The sequence below is a fragment of the Xanthomonas sp. NCPPB 3174 genome (genome assembly GCF_056725205.1).
Genome location: NZ_CM161517.1, coordinates 4,076,611 through 4,091,487 on the forward strand (window position 1 = coordinate 4,076,611; position 14,877 = coordinate 4,091,487).

Genomic DNA, 14,877 nt, shown 5'->3' on the forward strand with positions numbered 1-14,877 from the left:
CGTGCGCACGCGCCGCTACCAATCCAGCGCCAAACTGACCGAGACGTTGCGCCCGGCGCCGGTATAGCGGTCGAGCACGGCGCTGCTGGCCAGGGTTGCGCCGGGCAGCATGTTCCAGTCGATGTAGCGGCGGTCGGCCAGGTTGAACACGCCGACGTCGAGCCGCGCGCCTTCGGTGAAGCGCCAGTGCGCGAGCAGGTCCAGCGTCGCGTAGCCGGCCGGGGTGTAATAGGTCGGCAGTTCCGGCCGGCGCTTCTTCGCCACCGCGGTGGCGACCAGTTGCGTGCCCCAGGTGCTGCGGTCGTAGCCCAGGCCGAGCACGCCGCGCAGCGGATCCACCGAATTGAGCGGGGTGCCGTCGGTGCGGTTATCGCCGCGCGCATACGCCGCGCTGGCCTGCAGCGACCAGCCGGCCCAGCGCGCGCCGAGTGCGCCGAAGTCGATGCCGGCCTTGGCTTCCACGCCGCGGATGGTGACCCGGTCGACGTTGCGCGATTGATACAGCATCAGGCCGTCGGCGTTGAAGCCGACGAAGCGGTAGGACTCGATGAAGTCGCGGTAGGCGTTGCGGTAGGCGCTCAGGCCGGCGTAGATAGCCGGACCGACGTAGCGCACGCCCAGCTCGGCGCCGCGGCTGGTCTCCGGCTTCAGGTCGGGATTGGCGATCGCGGTGTAGCCGATCAGCAGGTTGGTGAAGCCGATATTGACGTCGTTGTAGGGCGGCGCGCGGAAGCCGTGCGCATAGTTGGCGTACAGCGACCAGGCATCGTCCAGGCGCCAGATCGCGCCGAGCTTGGGCGAGACGTTGCGGTCGCTGATCTTCTTCGCCGCCACGCCGGGATTGTCGGTGGCGAAGATCGCATCGACCTGCGGCGACAGCCGGTAATAGTCCGCACGCAGCGCTGGAATCAGGCTGACGCGGCCGTCGGCCAGCGCGATCTCGTCCTGCAGGTAGGCGCCGGCCTTGAGCGTCTCTGTGATCGGAAAGTCGCGGACCGGGAAGGTCTCCATGCCCACGGTCTTGCTGATCGCGCCGGTGCGCAGGTTCAGCGTGTGGCCGTCGCGCTTCTCGTGGGTGTCGGTGTGCGACAGATCGATGCCGTAGCTGAAGTCGTGCACGACGCGACCCTGCTCCACCCGCTTGTGCAGGTTGGCCTGCAGCCCGTACAGGCGCTGGTCGAAGTCGTGCTCCATGTGCCGCAGCGTGCCGTTGCTGCGGCGTTCGTCGGTACGTTGCAGGCTCTGGCTGTCCTGGCGGTACAGCTGCCACTGCAGGTCGTCGGCGAGCAGCGTATCGAGCTGCTCCACCTCGTGTCCCAGCGACACGCGGGCGCGGGTCTGATGGTCGCGGCCGCGCTGCGACAGGATGCTGGCGGTGACGTTGCTCAGCGCATCGATGCGGGAGTAGTCCTCGTTGCCTTCGACGGTCAGCTTGAAGCGCTGGTTGGCGCTGGGCGCGTAGACCAGCTTGCTGAGCAGGCTGCGGCCGTCGCTGCTGAGCGGATTGGGCGTGGTGCGGGCGGCGCCGACGCTGCGGTTGTCGCCCTGGGTCTCGCTTTCCTGGCCCTGGCGATGGCTGACCGCGGCCATGCCGCTCCAGCGGTCGCCGCCGAAGGCGACCAGCGCACCGGCGAACAGGCCCTTCCACTCGCTCTCGTAGCCGAACTTCAGGCCGACGTAGCTGTCCTTGCCCGGCGCCAGATAGTCGGCCGGATCCTTGGTGACGTAGGCGACCACGCCGCCCAGCGCATCCGAACCGTACAGCGCGCTGGCCGGGCCGCGCACGATCTCCACGCGCTTGAGCGTGTCCATGTCGACGAAATTGCGGTTGGCGTTGAGGTAGCTGCCGAAGCTGAAGGTGTCCGAGACCGGGATGCCGTCGGTCTGGATCAGCACCCGATTGCCGTCCAGGCCACGGATGCGGATGCCGGAGATGCCGCTGAAGCGTCCACTGTTGCCGGTGGCGGACAGGCCGGGCGTGTAGCGCAGCAGATCCTTCAGGTCGTGGACCAGGGCGCGGTCCATCTGTTCGCGGTCGATCACATCGACGCTGCCGGGCACGTCGACGATGGCGCGCTGGGTGCGGGTGGCGGTGACCTGCAGGCGATCGAAATCGCGCACGGCGGACGCGGCGCTGGCGTCAGCGTTGGAGGAAGAGGGTGCGGATGCAGGAGCGGCATGCGCGCCGGCGGCCAGGGCCAGCCACAGCGCGCCGGTGAGCGGGGCGGTACGGAACATGGAGAGCATCGGTGGTCGCGGAAGACCCTCGACCGGCACGGCGCGGGGTCCGCGCCTGGCCGAGGGGGAGAGAAGGATCGCGACTGCGAGGCGGCCGCGGCCGGCGCGCAAGGGCGTCGGCCAGGTGGCGGCAGATCGAGCGGGGAGGCCGGCCGCGCGTGGCGGCCGGACGGCGTTACTTGGTCAGGATCAGCTTGTCGTTGCTGGTGTGGCGCAGGCGATAGACGCGGTCGCCGTGCTGGATCAGCACTTCGCGGCGGCCCTTGAGCAGCGCCTGGCTGCTGATGGTTTCTTCTGCCGGCACGGCGCGCGGCACGGTGCGCTCGCGCAGGCTCAGGGTCTCGGGGTGACGCAACAGCACGGGTTGAGCGGTCATGGTCGAACTCCATCCACGGGGTGCATCGAGATGATAATGATTCTCAATACTTAATCAAGACCCATTCTCGCCCGATTCGATTCGCAATCCAGATCGAAATTTCGATATCGAAAGATTCCAAAGATTACGAGGCACCGCAACGCGCGTTGCTCCACCGCGGCGGCACAACGCAGGCCGTGCTCAGCGCACGGCGGCTTCGATCCGCTCCCACCACGCCGCGTCGTCGCGCTCGGCCAGTTCCAGGGCGGCCAGGTTCTCCAGCAACTGCGCGACCCGGCTGGCGCCGAGTATCACGGTGGAGACGTGCGGGTTGCGCAGGCACCAGGCGATCGCCAGCGACGCCGGCGCCACGCCCTCTTCCGCGGCCAGCGCGGTGAAGGCGCGCGCGCGCTCGACACGGCGCTGCGCCGGCGGCCCGATGACCTCCTGCTGCAGCCAGGCATTGCGCTCCTGGCCCAGCCGCGAGGCGGGATCGATACCGTCGTTGTACTTGCCGGTGAGCAGGCCCGAGGCCAGCGGCGACCAGATGGTGGTGCCCAGGCCCAGTTCGGCGTACAGCGGCGCGTACTCCTGCTCCACGCGCTCGCGATGCAGCAGGTTGTATTGCGGCTGTTCCATCGACGGCCCGTGAAGGCCCAGAGCACGCGCCACCTGCGCCGCCTCGCGGATGCGCTCGGCCGGCCACTCGGAGGTGCCCCAGTACAGCACCTTGCCCTGGCGGATCAGCGCGTCCATCGCGCGCACGGTTTCCTCCACCGGCGTGTCCGGATCGGGGCGGTGACAGTAGTACAGATCCAGATACTCCACCCGCAGCCGCTTGAGCGCGGCATGGCAGGCATCGGTGACGTGCTTGCGCGAGAGCCCGCGCTGGGTCGGGCGTGGCGACTCGACCGCGCCGAAGTAGACCTTGCTGGACACGCAGAACCCGTCGCGCGGCAGCCGCAGGTCGGCGATCACGTCGCCCATCACCTGCTCGGCGCGGCCGTGCGCATAGACCTCGGCGTTGTCGAAGAAGTTGATGCCGTGGTCCCAGGCGGCGGCGATCAGGTTGCGCGCTTCGTCGCGGCCGGTCTGCCCGCCGAAGTTGATCCAGGCGCCGAACGACAGCGCCGACAGTTGCAGCCCGGTGGCACCGAGGCGACGGTAATGCATGGCAACTCCTCCTGCTGAACAAACCCACGGCACGGCCGGGGGCGGCCGCACAGTGTAGCGGCGGCGCCCGACATCGCCCTGCCAATAGCAGGGCGCCTCCCCGCGCTTGCGAATCCCCAATCCCAAATCCCCAATCCCCCATCTGAACACCGCTCGCCTTGCCGGCCGTCACCCCCTGCACTAGGCTTCCCGTCTTTGGTCGGGGACCGGGGACGCAGATGGTCGAGGGATTGGGAAGGATCGGCTTCGGCCTGTTCGGGTTGGCGGTGTTGATCGGGATCACCTGGCTGTTCTCCAACAACCGCCGCGCGGTGGACTGGAAGCTGGTCGCGACCGGCCTGGTCCTGCAGATCGGCTTCGCCTCGCTGGTGCTGCTGGTTCCCGGCGGCCGCGAAGTGTTCGACTGGCTCGGCCAGGTGTTCGTCAAGGTGCTGAGCTTCGTCAACGAAGGCTCCAGCTTCATCTTCGGCAGCCTGCTCGACACCAAGACCTACGGCTTCATCTTCGCCTTCCAGGTGCTGCCGACCATCATCTTCTTCTCCGCGCTGATGGGCGTGCTGTACCACCTGGGGGTGATGCAGGCGGTGGTGCGGGTGATGGCCTGGGCGATCACCAAGGTGATGCGCGTGTCCGGCGCCGAGACCACCAGCGTCTGCGCCAGCGTGTTCATCGGCCAGACCGAAGCGCCGCTGACGGTACGCCCGTACATCCCGCGCATGACCGAGTCCGAACTGCTGACGATGATGATCGGCGGCATGGCGCATATCGCCGGCGGCGTGCTGGCGGCCTACGTGGGCATGCTCGGCGGCGGCGACCCGGCGCAGCAGGCGTTCTACGCCAAGCATCTGCTGGCGGCCAGCATCATGGCCGCGCCGGCGACGCTGGTGGTGGCCAAGCTGCTGATTCCGGAAACCGGCACGCCGCTGACCCGCGGCACGGTCAAGATGGAAGTGGAGAAGACCACCAGCAATGTGATCGACGCCGCTGCCGCCGGCGCCGGCGACGGCCTGCGCCTGGCGCTGAACATCGGCGCGATGCTGCTGGCGTTCATCGCCCTGATCGCGCTGGTCAATGCGCCGCTGACCTGGATCGGCGACGTCACCGGCCTGGCCGGCGTCATCGGCCGCCCGACCAACCTGTCCACCATCTTCGGCTACGTGCTGGCGCCGGTGGCCTGGGTGATCGGCACGCCGTGGCCGGATGCGACCACGGTCGGTTCGCTGATCGGCCAGAAGGTGGTCATCAACGAGTTCGTCGCGTATACCGAACTGTCGCGTATCGTCCAGGGCCAGGTGCCGGGCGTGAGCCTGAGCGCGGAGGGCCGGCTGGTCGCCACCTATGCGCTGTGCGGCTTCGCCAACTTCAGCTCGATCGCAATCCAGATCGGCGGCATCGGCGGCCTGGCCCCCGAACGCCGCCACGACCTGGCCCGCTTCGGCCTGCGTGCGGTGCTGGGCGGCTCGATCGCCACCTTCATGACCGCGACCATCGCCGGGGTGCTGTCGCACTTCGCCTGATCCGGCCGCAACATCCGCTCCACCGTTTTTCCTTTTTCAGTTCCAGTCGAGAAGCAGTACATGCCTATGAGTTCGGTCATCGTCGTCGGTTCGTTCAATGTCGACCATGTGTGGCGTTGCGAGAATCTGCCCGCACCGGGGGCGACCATCGCCGGCCGCTACAGCACCGGCCCCGGCGGCAAGGGCTTCAACCAGGCGGTGGCGGCGGCACGTGCCGGCGCGCGCACCAGCTTCGTCTGCGCGCTCGGCGACGATGCCGGCGGCGCGATGGCGCGTGGTCTGGCCGCGCAGGACGGCATCACCCTGGTGGCTGAGGCGAGCAGCGAGCCGACCGGCACCGGCGGCATCTATGTCGACGGCCATGGCCGCAACACCATCGTCATCGGCGCCGGCGCCAACGCCGCGCTGAGCCTGGACTTCGTGCAGGCGCAGCGCCCGCTGCTGGGCTCGGCGCGGGTGCTGCTGGCGCAGCTGGAATCGCCGATCGAGACCATCGAGGGCACCCTCGCCCTCGCCCGCGAGGCCGGCCTGACCACCGTGCTCAACGCCGCCCCGGCCAATGCGCAGACCAGCATCGGCCTGCTCAAGCTGGCCGACGTGCTGACCCCCAACGAAACCGAGTTCGCCGCCCTGCTGGCGCGCCATGTCGGCGTGCGCGTGGACGCCGACGACGTCGCCGCCACCGATGGCGGCAGCCTGCACGCGCTGTGCCGCAAGCTGCTGCCGGGCGGCACCGTGGTGGTGACGCTGGGCGCGGTGGGCGCGTTCATCTCGCACCCCGAGGAGCGCCTGCTCGGCGACACCCAGCCCTACTACCGGATCGGCGCCGAAACCGCGCACACGGTGGACACCACCGGCGCCGGCGATGCCTTCAACGGCGCCCTGGTGGCGTCGCTGGCGCAGTCGCCGAACGCCGCGTTCGCCACCCACGTTCGCTTCGCCAACCACTATGCGGCGCGCTCCACCGAGGCCGAAGGCGCGGCGGCGTCGATGCCGCGGCTGACGCCCGAGGCCGGCTGAGCGATCGGCGCGACGGTGCCGGCCGTCGCCGTTGCCTGCCATCACAAACCAGCGCCGGCGCTGCGCCGGCCACGCATCCGACAAGGAGTTGCCGATGCCCCGCCGTTCCGTCACCCAGTTCGCCGCGCTGTGTGCGCTGCTGCTCCCGCTGTCCGTCGCCGCGGCACCACGCTGCGACTGGAACAGCCTGGCCGCCGATGCCGACCGCGCCGCGGTGACCGTCTCCGCCGAGCGGCTGCAGCAGGTGATCGCGGCGCATTACGACGATGCCGAGCAGGAACAGGGCGCGGCGCTGGCGCGGACCCTGCTGCAGCGCGCGCAGACGCCGCAGGCGCCCGGCACATTGGAGGGCCGCTGGAAGGTGCGCTCGATCCAGGTCGATCCGCACTTCGCCTACGCCTATCCCTACTTCAAGGCCGAGATCCGCCGCGATCCCTGCGGCTACCACCTGAGCAAGACCAGCGGCTCGCAGCGGCGCAGCGGCACGCTGTATCCGCTGTCCGCCGGCAGCCGCGAACTGGCCTTCCTCGGCGCCAGCACGGTCAACGACGAGCCGGAAGCGGTGTACGCGCCCGGTCATGTTTCCGATGGCACGCATGGCAACAGCGTCGGCCGCCTGGTCGCGCTGGGCCCGAACGAACTGCTGCTGATCCTGGACGGCAAGGACACCGGTTTCGAGCTGTACCAACTGATGCGCTGACGGCCGCGCGGCGCCGCCCGGCCCGCCAGCGCATGCGCCCCGCTACACTACGCGCATGCGCATCGGCCCCTACACGATCGAACCGAAGGTGATCCTGGCACCGATGGCCGGGGTCACCGACAAGCCGTTCCGGCTGCTGTGCAAGCGCCTGGGCGCCGGGCTGGCGGTGTCGGAAATGACCATTTCCGATCCGCGCTTCTGGCAGACCCGCAAGTCGCTGCAGCGCATGGACCATGCCGGCGAGCCGGACCCGGTCAGCGTGCAGATCGCCGGCACCGAACCGCAGCAACTGGCCGAGGCCGCGCGCTACAACGCCGACCATGGCGCGCAACTGATCGACATCAACATGGGCTGCCCGGCCAAGAAGGTCTGCAACGCCTGGGCCGGCTCGGCGCTGATGCGCGACGAGGCGCTGGTGGCGCGCATTCTCACTGCGGTGGTGAAGGCCTCGCCGGTGCCGGTGACGCTGAAGATCCGCACCGGCTGGGATTGCGACCACCGCAACGGCCCGGTCATCGCGCGCATCGCCGAGGACTGCGGCATCGCCGCGCTGGCGGTGCATGGGCGCACCCGCGACCAGCACTACAGCGGCCAGGCCGAATACGCCACCATCGCCCAGATCAAGGCGATGCTGCGCATCCCGGTGATCGCCAACGGCGACATCGACTCCCCGCAGAAAGCGGCGCAGGTGCTGGCCGCGACCGGCGCCGATGCGGTGATGGTGGGGCGCGCGGCGCAGGGCCGGCCGTGGATCTTCGGCGAGATCGCGCACTATCTGGCCACCGGCGAACTCCTGCCGGCGCCGTCGCTGGCGTTCGTGCGCGACACCCTGCTCGGCCACCTGCAGGCCCTTCACGATTTCTACGGCGAGACGCAAGGCGTGCGCATCGCGCGCAAGCACCTGGGCTGGTACGCCAAGGATCGGCCCGAGAACGCCGCGTTCCGCGCCGTGGTCAACCGTGCCGAGAGCGCGCAGGCGCAACTGGCGCTGACCGCCGAGTACTTCGATGCGCTGATCGCCGGCGTGCCACCGGCCTTGTCCGCCGCCGCCTGACGTTTTCTCCCTGGAGCACCGCCATGCGCTCGTCTCCCGACACCCCGACCTACCTGCACGGCTATTCCGACACCGAGCAGGCGCGCCTGCTGAAACAGGCGCGCTTGCTGGAAGCCACCCTGTTCAACCAGATCGACTACACCGGCGCGCGGCGCCTGCTCGAAGTGGGCAGCGGCGTCGGCGCGCAGACCGAAGTGCTGCTGCGGCGCTTCCCGGAACTGCACGTCACCGGCATCGACCTGAGCGAAGCGCAGTTGCAGGCCGCACGCGAGAACCTGCAGCGCATGCCCTGGTGCCAGGACCGCTACACGCTGCAGCAGGCCGATGCCGGCGACCTGCCGTTCCAGCCGCGCAGCTTCGATGCGGCGTTCCTGTGCTGGGTGCTGGAGCACGTGCCGTCGCCGGCGCGGGTGCTCAGCGAAGTGCGGCGGGTGCTGGCGCCGGGATCGCCGGTATACGTGACCGAGGTGATGAACGCCTCGTTCCTGCTGCACCCGTACTCCCCGAACGTGTGGCGCTACTGGATGGCGTTCAACGACTTCCAGTACGACCATGGCGGCGACCCGTTCGTCGGCGCCAAGCTCGGCAACCTGCTGCTGGCCGGCGGCTATCGCGACGTCAGCACGCAGATCAAGACCCTGCACCTGGACAACCGCGAACCGGCGCGGCGCAAGACCATGATTGGGTTTTGGGAGGAACTGCTGCTGTCGGCGGCCGAACGGCTGCTGCAGGCCGGCGCCGTGGATGAGGAGACCGTTGCGGGAATGCGCCGGGAAATGGCGCAGGTACAGAGCGACCCGGACGCAGTGTTCTTCTATTCGTTCGTGCAGGCGCACGCGACCGTGTACTGAGCGGCGTTTACTGCGCCGCGGGCGACGCCTGCGCGCCGACCGGCGCGGGCGACGCCGGCTCGACCCAGATCCGCTGCCACATCCGCGCCAGCGCTGCACCGATTTGCCCACGCGCCTCCGGCGCCCGGTAGGCGGCCTGCAACTGCCGCGGCGGAACCGCCGCCCAGCCGTCGCCGCGCTGCCGCGCCACCGCGAAGTTGAAGTTGTAGTCCGGTTCCAGGCCCATGCGCAGGTCGCTGAGCACCAGTTCACCGTCCTGGACCTGCGCGCGCATGAAGCCGCGGTTGAACCAGCTCAACCGCTGCACCGCCGGCAGCGCGCGCACCTGCGCCAGCGCCTGGGTGTTGGAGGGATAGCCCTGGAAGCGCATCGGCCCGCGATCGGCGGCCAGCGAACGCTCGCCGATGACGTAGCCGCTCGGCGTCATCGCCACCACCCGCCACAACAACGTGTTGAACGGCATGGGCACCGAGAAGCGCGGCGCCTGCGCCAGGCCCATCGCCGCCAGCGCACGATCGGCCTCGCGATCGACCAGGTGCTTGGCCAGCAGCGACCAGCCCAGGTAAGCGCTGCTCAACAGCAACCCGCCCAGCAACGCCTGCTGCGCCACCCGGCGCGCACGCGCGAACCAGGCGATGGCGCAGGCCAGCAGCAGCCACAGCGTGTAGGCGGGATCGATGATGAACACGCTCGACCACATCGTCGGCGGCGGCCGCAGCGGCCACCACAGCTGCGTGCCGTAGACGGTGAACGCATCCAGCAGCGGATGGGTGATCAGCGCCAGCTGGATCGCCCAGAACCAGCGGCGCGGCGCTTCGGCGACCCGTCCATGGCCGAAGCGCCGGAACAGCCACCAGATCAGCCAGCCGAGCAACGGCAGCACGAACAGCGAATGGCTGAAACTGCGATGCACCGTCATCAACGTGACCGGGTCGCGGGTCAACGGCAACAGGATCAGCGAATCGAGATCCGGCACGGTGCCGAGCGCGGCGCCAGCAAGCAGTGCCGCGCGCCGATGTGCGGCCGGGGCAATGGCGGCAGCAATGGCGCCGCCGAGCACGATCTGGGTGAGGGAATCCATCGGCCGATGCTAGCAACGATGCGGGGATGGGGCGCAGCGATGCAGGGCGGCCGCAGCACTGCCGCGCCCGGTTGCACATACGGGCCGGCACGCTGCGAATCGCATAGAGCCGGCTCGCTCCCGACATCCGGTTGGGCGGCTGCCAGCACGCCGCACCGCGAGTGTGGAGAGGCCTCCCATGGGAAGCGAGGTTGCTGGCGACAAGCAGGCCGCCTTGGCTCAACGGTCTGCAGAAGCACGGTGCAGTGCTGCGCCCGCACACCAGATGTCCGCCTTCCGGGTGTGCCCGATGCAGAAAGGCGCCCCCCGACGGGGACGCATCTGCCTATTTCATCTGCGTTGCCTGAAGCAGGATCATGGAGAAGACTCTTGGGATGCGTAAAGTGGGAAATATCCTTCAGAAAGGAGGATGCCAAAGGCCAGAAACGACATGCCTGACGCCATTTCGCTGTCACCAAAGAGGAAGTAGCCCACCGCATCACTCGCTGCAACCATCGCCCAGCCCGTGTGCGGAGGCGCAGCCTGTCTCGATGTGGTGTCGGCCGCAAATTTGGACCAGTAGCGCGTGGAGTGTCTGACCACGCTCAGCCCGCCCAGGACCAGCGCGCCGTTCTTCGACTTGGGATCGAGCCGCGCGATGCCTTCCCGTTCCAATTCCTCGAATTGCACCGCCGCCGCGTCCAGGTCCTGGGCGTTCTGCACGATCTGGTCCATGCGCACGATGAACGAGAATTCGTAGGCGCTAAGCTGCTGGCGCAGTCCAGCCAGGTTCTCGGTCATCGGTCGGGTCGGGTCGATCGCGTCCACCATGGGCTGCCGCGTGGCGATGAAGCGCTCCAACGGCATGCCGGGGTTATAGCCGCACTTTTCCACCAACACGGCAAGGGCATCTGCGGGCGAGGCGTTGGTCTCCATCAGGCAGCCCAGGTACATGTTGTGCTGGATGCCGGCCTGGTCGACCGGGTTCTCGGCCGCCAGCGCGGGGAAGGCACCGAAGGCACTGCCGGCCAGAAGGACGGCGGTCATTGCAAAAAGTCTTTTGTTCATGGACATTCTCGTGAAATGGAGGGGTAGCAGGTGGCCAGGTGCCCAGGCGTTCCTGCGCAGGGCCCGGCAAGGCAACCACTGGCGCACCGGCAGTCAGCGCGATGCGGCACGGGAAGACGCCCACCGGGCGCCTTCCCCTTCTACGTGCCCGCTCAGGTCGGGATTCCCAAAGACTGGCGAGCAGATGGATCGGCTCACGGTTGCGGATTGGGAGTCGGAGTCGGAGTCGGAGTCGTCGTACCGAAGATCGCACCATGCGCCTGGTTGGAGGCCGAGGCCGATGTGCCGACGTTCTCATTGGAAGCAAAATAGCCAAGGACATCCACTGCGATGACAGCCAACCATTTCCAGAAACGTCCTTTCGCCGTGACACCATCGCCGCTCTCGGCCGCGTGCTTGGACCAGTACTGGGTGGAGTGCCTGGCCACGCTCATCCCGCCCAGGATCAGCGCGCCATTCTTCGACTTGGGATCGAGCCGCGCGATGGCTTCCCGCTCCAGTTCCTCGAACTGCAGCGCTGCCGAATCCAGATCCTCGGCGTTCTGCACGATCTGGTCCATGCGCACGATGAACGAGTATTCGTAGGCACTGAGCTGCTGACGCAGCCCGGGCAGGTTCTCGGTCATCGGCCGGGTCGGGTCGATCGCGTCGATGATGGGCTGCTGCGTGGCGACGAAGCGTTCCAGCGGCACACCGGGGGCATAGCCGCACTTCTTGACCAGCAGGGTCAGCGCGTCTTCGGCCGTGGCGTTCAGGTCCATCAGGCAGCCCAAGTACATGTTGTGCTGGATGCCGGCCTGGTCGACCGGGTTTTCGGCCGCCAGCGCAGGGGCGCCGACGACACTGCCCACCAGCAGGGCGGTTGCGACAAGGAACTTCTTCTTCATGAGCGTTCTCTCGCTATATGGAAGGGATTGGAGATGGCTGGGGTGCGTGGATCGCCCCCGGGGGATGGCCACCGCCGCATCGGCAGACGCTGCGATCCGGCGATTCCAGGCTAGGCAGCGCGTCGGCGTGGCACGAGGGCGAAGCCGGGCCGCCCACGGAACGAACCGGGTCGGATTCGCGACGCCGTGACAGGCGGGGCGACTGCACAGGGGCGCGCCTCGCGCCTGCGGCACGGATGCCACGGCCGAAAAATCAAGGCCTTAGGTGGATTTATTCCCGATCTATACCCGCGGATGCGCTGGAATCCGCACCGCCGCCATTCGTAGGCTGCAGGTCTCTTCTCTGCGCGTTGCGAGGTTCCGATGCCCACCCACCGTTCCCTCTTTCATGCCGCCCTCGTCGCGGTGCTGCTTGCCCTGCCCCTGGCCGCCCACGGCCACGACACCCTGCCGCCGGACTGGTGCCTGGAGCAGGACCAGGAACCGGAGGTCGTGGTGAAGTTCGACTTCGACGGCGCACAGTTGCGGCAGACGATGGACAAGTGCGGGGTGGTCGACAGCCACGAGCCGTACACGAACACGCTGAACACCATCGCCGCCTATTGCGAGGTGGTGGCGCCGTCGCGATCGGCCAAGCCCATCGTGCTCGGCCCGACGACCTTTCTCGCACGCGACCACCACAGCAGCTACCGCATGGAACACGGCCTGAAGGGCGCGTGCGTGGTCTGCCCGGCCAAGCGCGGGCGCTGACGCACCATGCAGGCGCGCGCGCCGGTTAGCGCAGCCGACGATCGCCGGCAGCAGAAGTGCCGGGCTTGCTCAGCCGAGCGCATCCCGGCGGGTGTAGGCCAGCACCGTGTCGATCCGCGACTGCAAGGCCGCGCGTGCCTCTGCCGAGAGTCCCTCGCAGTGCGCGAGCACGAAATAGGCCGAGCGCAGCACGTCGCGCCAGCGCGGGTTGCTGGGCAATTTGGAGACCGTCAGGTAGCGCTCCATCGCCCGCGCACGCAGGCGGCCGTCGTCGATGTTGACGCGCCAGATCCGGCTGCGCTCGGCCAACTCCAGCCGACCGGTCGCCGTGGCGCGCTCCCAGGTGTCGATGACCGCCAGCATCAAGTCGACCAGCGCGCGCCGGAACGCGTCGCGCAACGCAGGCGCGGCGGCCGCCTCTGGCACGGCCTCGGCCTGCGCGGCGTCCGACGCCGCGCCACGGTCGCGCTCCTGCAGGGCGAGCACGACCAGGCCGTCGCCGCCCTGCCAGGGCGCGAGGGTGGCGGCGAGCGGCGTGCCGGGTCGCGCCACGACCTCGAGGCGCTGCGCAGCGCTGTCCTCCATCCGCTCCAGCGCCGCCTGCAAGGCCGGACGGTCGCTCTCGGCAACCAGGGCGAACACCGCCTGTCCCACCGCTTCGGCATCGTCCGCGCCGCCAAGCAGCAGGCGGCCGGCACGATTGGTGGCCAGCACCTGGCCTTCGGCATCGAGCAGGCACAACGCATCCTCGCGGCTGTCGAGCAAGGTCTGCAGCAGGCTGCGATCCTCGGCCAGGGCATCGGCCTCGCGCCGATAGCGCGCGAGCTGCTCTTCGTGGCGGACCTGCTGCGCGGCCTGCAACACGCGCTCGCGCTGCCGGCGACGCTGCCACCACAGCCATACGCCGAGCACGGCGGCGACGCCGGACACCAGCGCCAGCCACAGCAACAGCGTGCGTTGACGCAGTTGGACCTGGCGCAGGCGGTTTTCGCTCTGCAGGGCATCGATGGTGCTCTGCTTTTCGGCGGTATCGAAACGGACCCGCAACCAATCCAGTTGGCGGTCGTGCTGCGCGCGCACCAGCGCGGCAGCTTCCGCGTTCGCGCGCCGCAGCGTGGCGATGGCGGCCACCGTATCGCCACTGCCTTCCTGCAGCCGCGCCAGTTCCTCCAGCAGCGGTACCCGCACCGGATCGCCACTGGCGGCCGCCGTCAGTGCCGCGCGCAGGCGGGCCGCGGCGGCCGCGGCGTTGCCTTCGAGCCGGGCCGTCCGCGCCAGTTGCAGCTGCAATGCAGACGGCAACGGCAGCGCCCATGCCTCGGCCAGCGCCAGCGCGCTGGAGCTCCAGCGCTGCGCCTGCGCCACGTCGCCAAGCGCCAGTGCCGCGCGGATCAGACCATCGTGCACGCGCAGTTCGTACACCCGGTGGCCCTGCGCGCGGTACACGGCCAGGGCCTCCTGCAACCAGGCCAGCGCCTGCGCCGTGTCGCCACTGTCGAGCGCCAGCTCGGCCATGGTTTCCTGCACATGCGCGGCCTCGATGGCGTCGCCCTGCGCGCGGTTGGCGGCCAGCGCGTCGCGGTAGTAGCGCATCGCGGTGTCGGGCTCGCGCAGTTCGCGATACACGTCGGCGATATTGGTGAGCACCGAGGCCGACGCCGCGCCGCGCGCGCGCTGCAGTTCCAGGCTCAACGTCAGGTTGCGCAGGGCGCCGCGGAAATCGCCAAGCCGGCGCAGCGCCGCACCGACGTTGTTCAGATCGCGCGCCTCGCCGGCACGGTCGTGCAGCGAGCGGGACAGCGCGGCCGCGCACTCGAAGCGCGCCAGCGCCTGCGGCAGGCGTTCGCGGCGGAAATCGAGAATGCCGCGGCGGCGGGTGAGCTCGTAGCGCGATCGCGCATCGCCGGCATCGCCGATGTTGGCCTCGGCGCAATCCAACGCCTGCTCGGCGGCATCGAAACGGCCGCCGTCGAGCTGCTCCTTGGCACGCGCGAACAGCGCGCCCACGCGCGTGTCGCCGGCTGCGCGCGAGGTCGACAGACCGGCCTGCTGCACGCACAGCATCGCATCCGGAAGTGTGCGGGGGGCTTCGGCATCCGTGCAGCCGTAGACCGTGTTCTGCGCGATGGCTGTTGCACTCGTCGCAAGCAGCAGGCCCAAACAGACGACGCCAGGGCGTACCCGCTGCCGAGCGCATGCCGCAG

General features: G+C 69.0%; 13 protein-coding genes. 6 read left to right on the forward strand and 7 right to left on the reverse strand.

The annotated features are described in order from the left end of the window. Positions 1 to 15 precede the first annotated feature (15 nt). The 3 genes from AC1PK7_RS17590 to AC1PK7_RS17600 all read right to left on the reverse strand — a co-directional run bounded on the left by AC1PK7_RS17590 (position 16) and on the right by AC1PK7_RS17600 (position 3,766). Positions 16 to 2,238: a TonB-dependent hemoglobin/transferrin/lactoferrin family receptor gene (locus tag AC1PK7_RS17590; RefSeq protein WP_481098975.1), complete on the reverse strand. Its 2,223-nt coding sequence runs from the start codon at positions 2,236 to 2,238 to the stop codon at positions 16 to 18. 175 nt (positions 2,239 to 2,413) lie between these two features. Then, on the reverse strand, positions 2,414 to 2,614 hold the full coding sequence (hemP, locus tag AC1PK7_RS17595) for a hemin uptake protein HemP (protein WP_017907561.1): 201 nt from the start codon (positions 2,612 to 2,614) through the stop codon (positions 2,414 to 2,416). Between the two features lie 180 nt (positions 2,615 to 2,794). Continuing rightward, positions 2,795 to 3,766: an aldo/keto reductase gene (locus AC1PK7_RS17600; RefSeq protein WP_481098976.1), complete on the reverse strand. Its 972-nt coding sequence runs from the start codon at positions 3,764 to 3,766 to the stop codon at positions 2,795 to 2,797. Between the two features lie 218 nt (positions 3,767 to 3,984). On the opposite strand from AC1PK7_RS17600, the gene AC1PK7_RS17605 reads away from it, so the two are divergent. The 5 genes from AC1PK7_RS17605 (at position 3,985) to AC1PK7_RS17625 (ending at position 8,908) form a co-directional block, all read left to right on the forward strand. After that, positions 3,985 to 5,283, forward strand: a complete 1,299-nt coding sequence (locus AC1PK7_RS17605) for a NupC/NupG family nucleoside CNT transporter (protein WP_010342192.1) — start codon at positions 3,985 to 3,987, stop codon at positions 5,281 to 5,283. Positions 5,284 to 5,349: 66 nt separating this feature from the next. Then, entirely contained in the window at positions 5,350 to 6,303 is a 954-nt protein-coding gene (locus AC1PK7_RS17610) for a ribokinase (RefSeq protein WP_209247185.1), read from the forward strand. 94 nt (positions 6,304 to 6,397) lie between these two features. Beyond that, positions 6,398 to 7,003 carry a DUF4893 domain-containing protein gene (locus AC1PK7_RS17615; protein ID WP_481098977.1) on the forward strand — a complete coding sequence of 202 codons (606 nt, stop codon included), beginning with the start codon at positions 6,398 to 6,400 and terminating at the stop codon, positions 7,001 to 7,003. Between the two features lie 55 nt (positions 7,004 to 7,058). Continuing rightward, entirely contained in the window at positions 7,059 to 8,057 is a 999-nt protein-coding gene (gene dusB / locus AC1PK7_RS17620) for a tRNA dihydrouridine synthase DusB (RefSeq protein WP_481098978.1), read from the forward strand. A 23-nt stretch (positions 8,058 to 8,080) separates the two neighbouring features. Next, on the forward strand, positions 8,081 to 8,908 hold the full coding sequence (locus AC1PK7_RS17625; protein ID WP_420007861.1) for a methyltransferase domain-containing protein: 828 nt from the start codon (positions 8,081 to 8,083) through the stop codon (positions 8,906 to 8,908). 7 nt (positions 8,909 to 8,915) lie between these two features. Here AC1PK7_RS17625 and AC1PK7_RS17630 read toward each other — a convergent pair whose 3' ends face one another. From AC1PK7_RS17630 to AC1PK7_RS17640, 3 genes are all read right to left on the reverse strand, one after another. Continuing rightward, on the reverse strand, positions 8,916 to 9,989 hold the full coding sequence (locus AC1PK7_RS17630; protein ID WP_481098979.1) for a metal-dependent hydrolase: 1,074 nt from the start codon (positions 9,987 to 9,989) through the stop codon (positions 8,916 to 8,918). Positions 9,990 to 10,343: 354 nt separating this feature from the next. After that, a complete protein-coding gene (locus AC1PK7_RS17635; protein WP_481098980.1) occupies positions 10,344 to 11,036 on the reverse strand; it encodes a hypothetical protein in 693 nt (230 codons plus the stop codon). 194 nt (positions 11,037 to 11,230) lie between these two features. Further along, positions 11,231 to 11,923, reverse strand: a complete 693-nt coding sequence (locus AC1PK7_RS17640) for a hypothetical protein (protein WP_481098981.1) — start codon at positions 11,921 to 11,923, stop codon at positions 11,231 to 11,233. Positions 11,924 to 12,286: 363 nt separating this feature from the next. On the opposite strand from AC1PK7_RS17640, the gene AC1PK7_RS17645 reads away from it, so the two are divergent. Next, positions 12,287 to 12,673: a hypothetical protein gene (locus AC1PK7_RS17645; protein ID WP_420007865.1), complete on the forward strand. Its 387-nt coding sequence runs from the start codon at positions 12,287 to 12,289 to the stop codon at positions 12,671 to 12,673. Between the two features lie 69 nt (positions 12,674 to 12,742). Here the strand turns inward: AC1PK7_RS17645 and AC1PK7_RS17650 are convergent, their stop codons facing one another. Continuing rightward, positions 12,743 to 14,737, reverse strand: coding sequence for a tetratricopeptide repeat protein (locus AC1PK7_RS17650; RefSeq protein ID WP_481098982.1), 1,995 nt, complete (start codon positions 14,735 to 14,737; stop codon positions 12,743 to 12,745). Between the last annotated feature and the right edge of the window lie 140 nt (positions 14,738 to 14,877).

Coding starts and splice junctions, on each gene's coding strand:
- AC1PK7_RS17590 (WP_481098975.1), bottom strand. CDS start 2,238: ATGTTCCGTACCGCCCCGCTCACCGGCGCGCTGTGGCTGGCCCTGGCC.
- hemP (WP_017907561.1), bottom strand. CDS start 2,614: ATGACCGCTCAACCCGTGCTGTTGCGTCACCCCGAGACCCTGAGCCTG.
- AC1PK7_RS17600 (WP_481098976.1), bottom strand. CDS start 3,766: ATGCATTACCGTCGCCTCGGTGCCACCGGGCTGCAACTGTCGGCGCTG.
- AC1PK7_RS17605 (WP_010342192.1), top strand. CDS start 3,985: ATGGTCGAGGGATTGGGAAGGATCGGCTTCGGCCTGTTCGGGTTGGCG.
- AC1PK7_RS17610 (WP_209247185.1), top strand. CDS start 5,350: ATGAGTTCGGTCATCGTCGTCGGTTCGTTCAATGTCGACCATGTGTGG.
- AC1PK7_RS17615 (WP_481098977.1), top strand. CDS start 6,398: ATGCCCCGCCGTTCCGTCACCCAGTTCGCCGCGCTGTGTGCGCTGCTG.
- dusB (WP_481098978.1), top strand. CDS start 7,059: ATGCGCATCGGCCCCTACACGATCGAACCGAAGGTGATCCTGGCACCG.
- AC1PK7_RS17625 (WP_420007861.1), top strand. CDS start 8,081: ATGCGCTCGTCTCCCGACACCCCGACCTACCTGCACGGCTATTCCGAC.
- AC1PK7_RS17630 (WP_481098979.1), bottom strand. CDS start 9,989: ATGGATTCCCTCACCCAGATCGTGCTCGGCGGCGCCATTGCTGCCGCC.
- AC1PK7_RS17635 (WP_481098980.1), bottom strand. CDS start 11,036: ATGAACAAAAGACTTTTTGCAATGACCGCCGTCCTTCTGGCCGGCAGT.
- AC1PK7_RS17640 (WP_481098981.1), bottom strand. CDS start 11,923: ATGAAGAAGAAGTTCCTTGTCGCAACCGCCCTGCTGGTGGGCAGTGTC.
- AC1PK7_RS17645 (WP_420007865.1), top strand. CDS start 12,287: ATGCCCACCCACCGTTCCCTCTTTCATGCCGCCCTCGTCGCGGTGCTG.
- AC1PK7_RS17650 (WP_481098982.1), bottom strand. CDS start 14,737: ATGCTGTGCGTGCAGCAGGCCGGTCTGTCGACCTCGCGCGCAGCCGGC.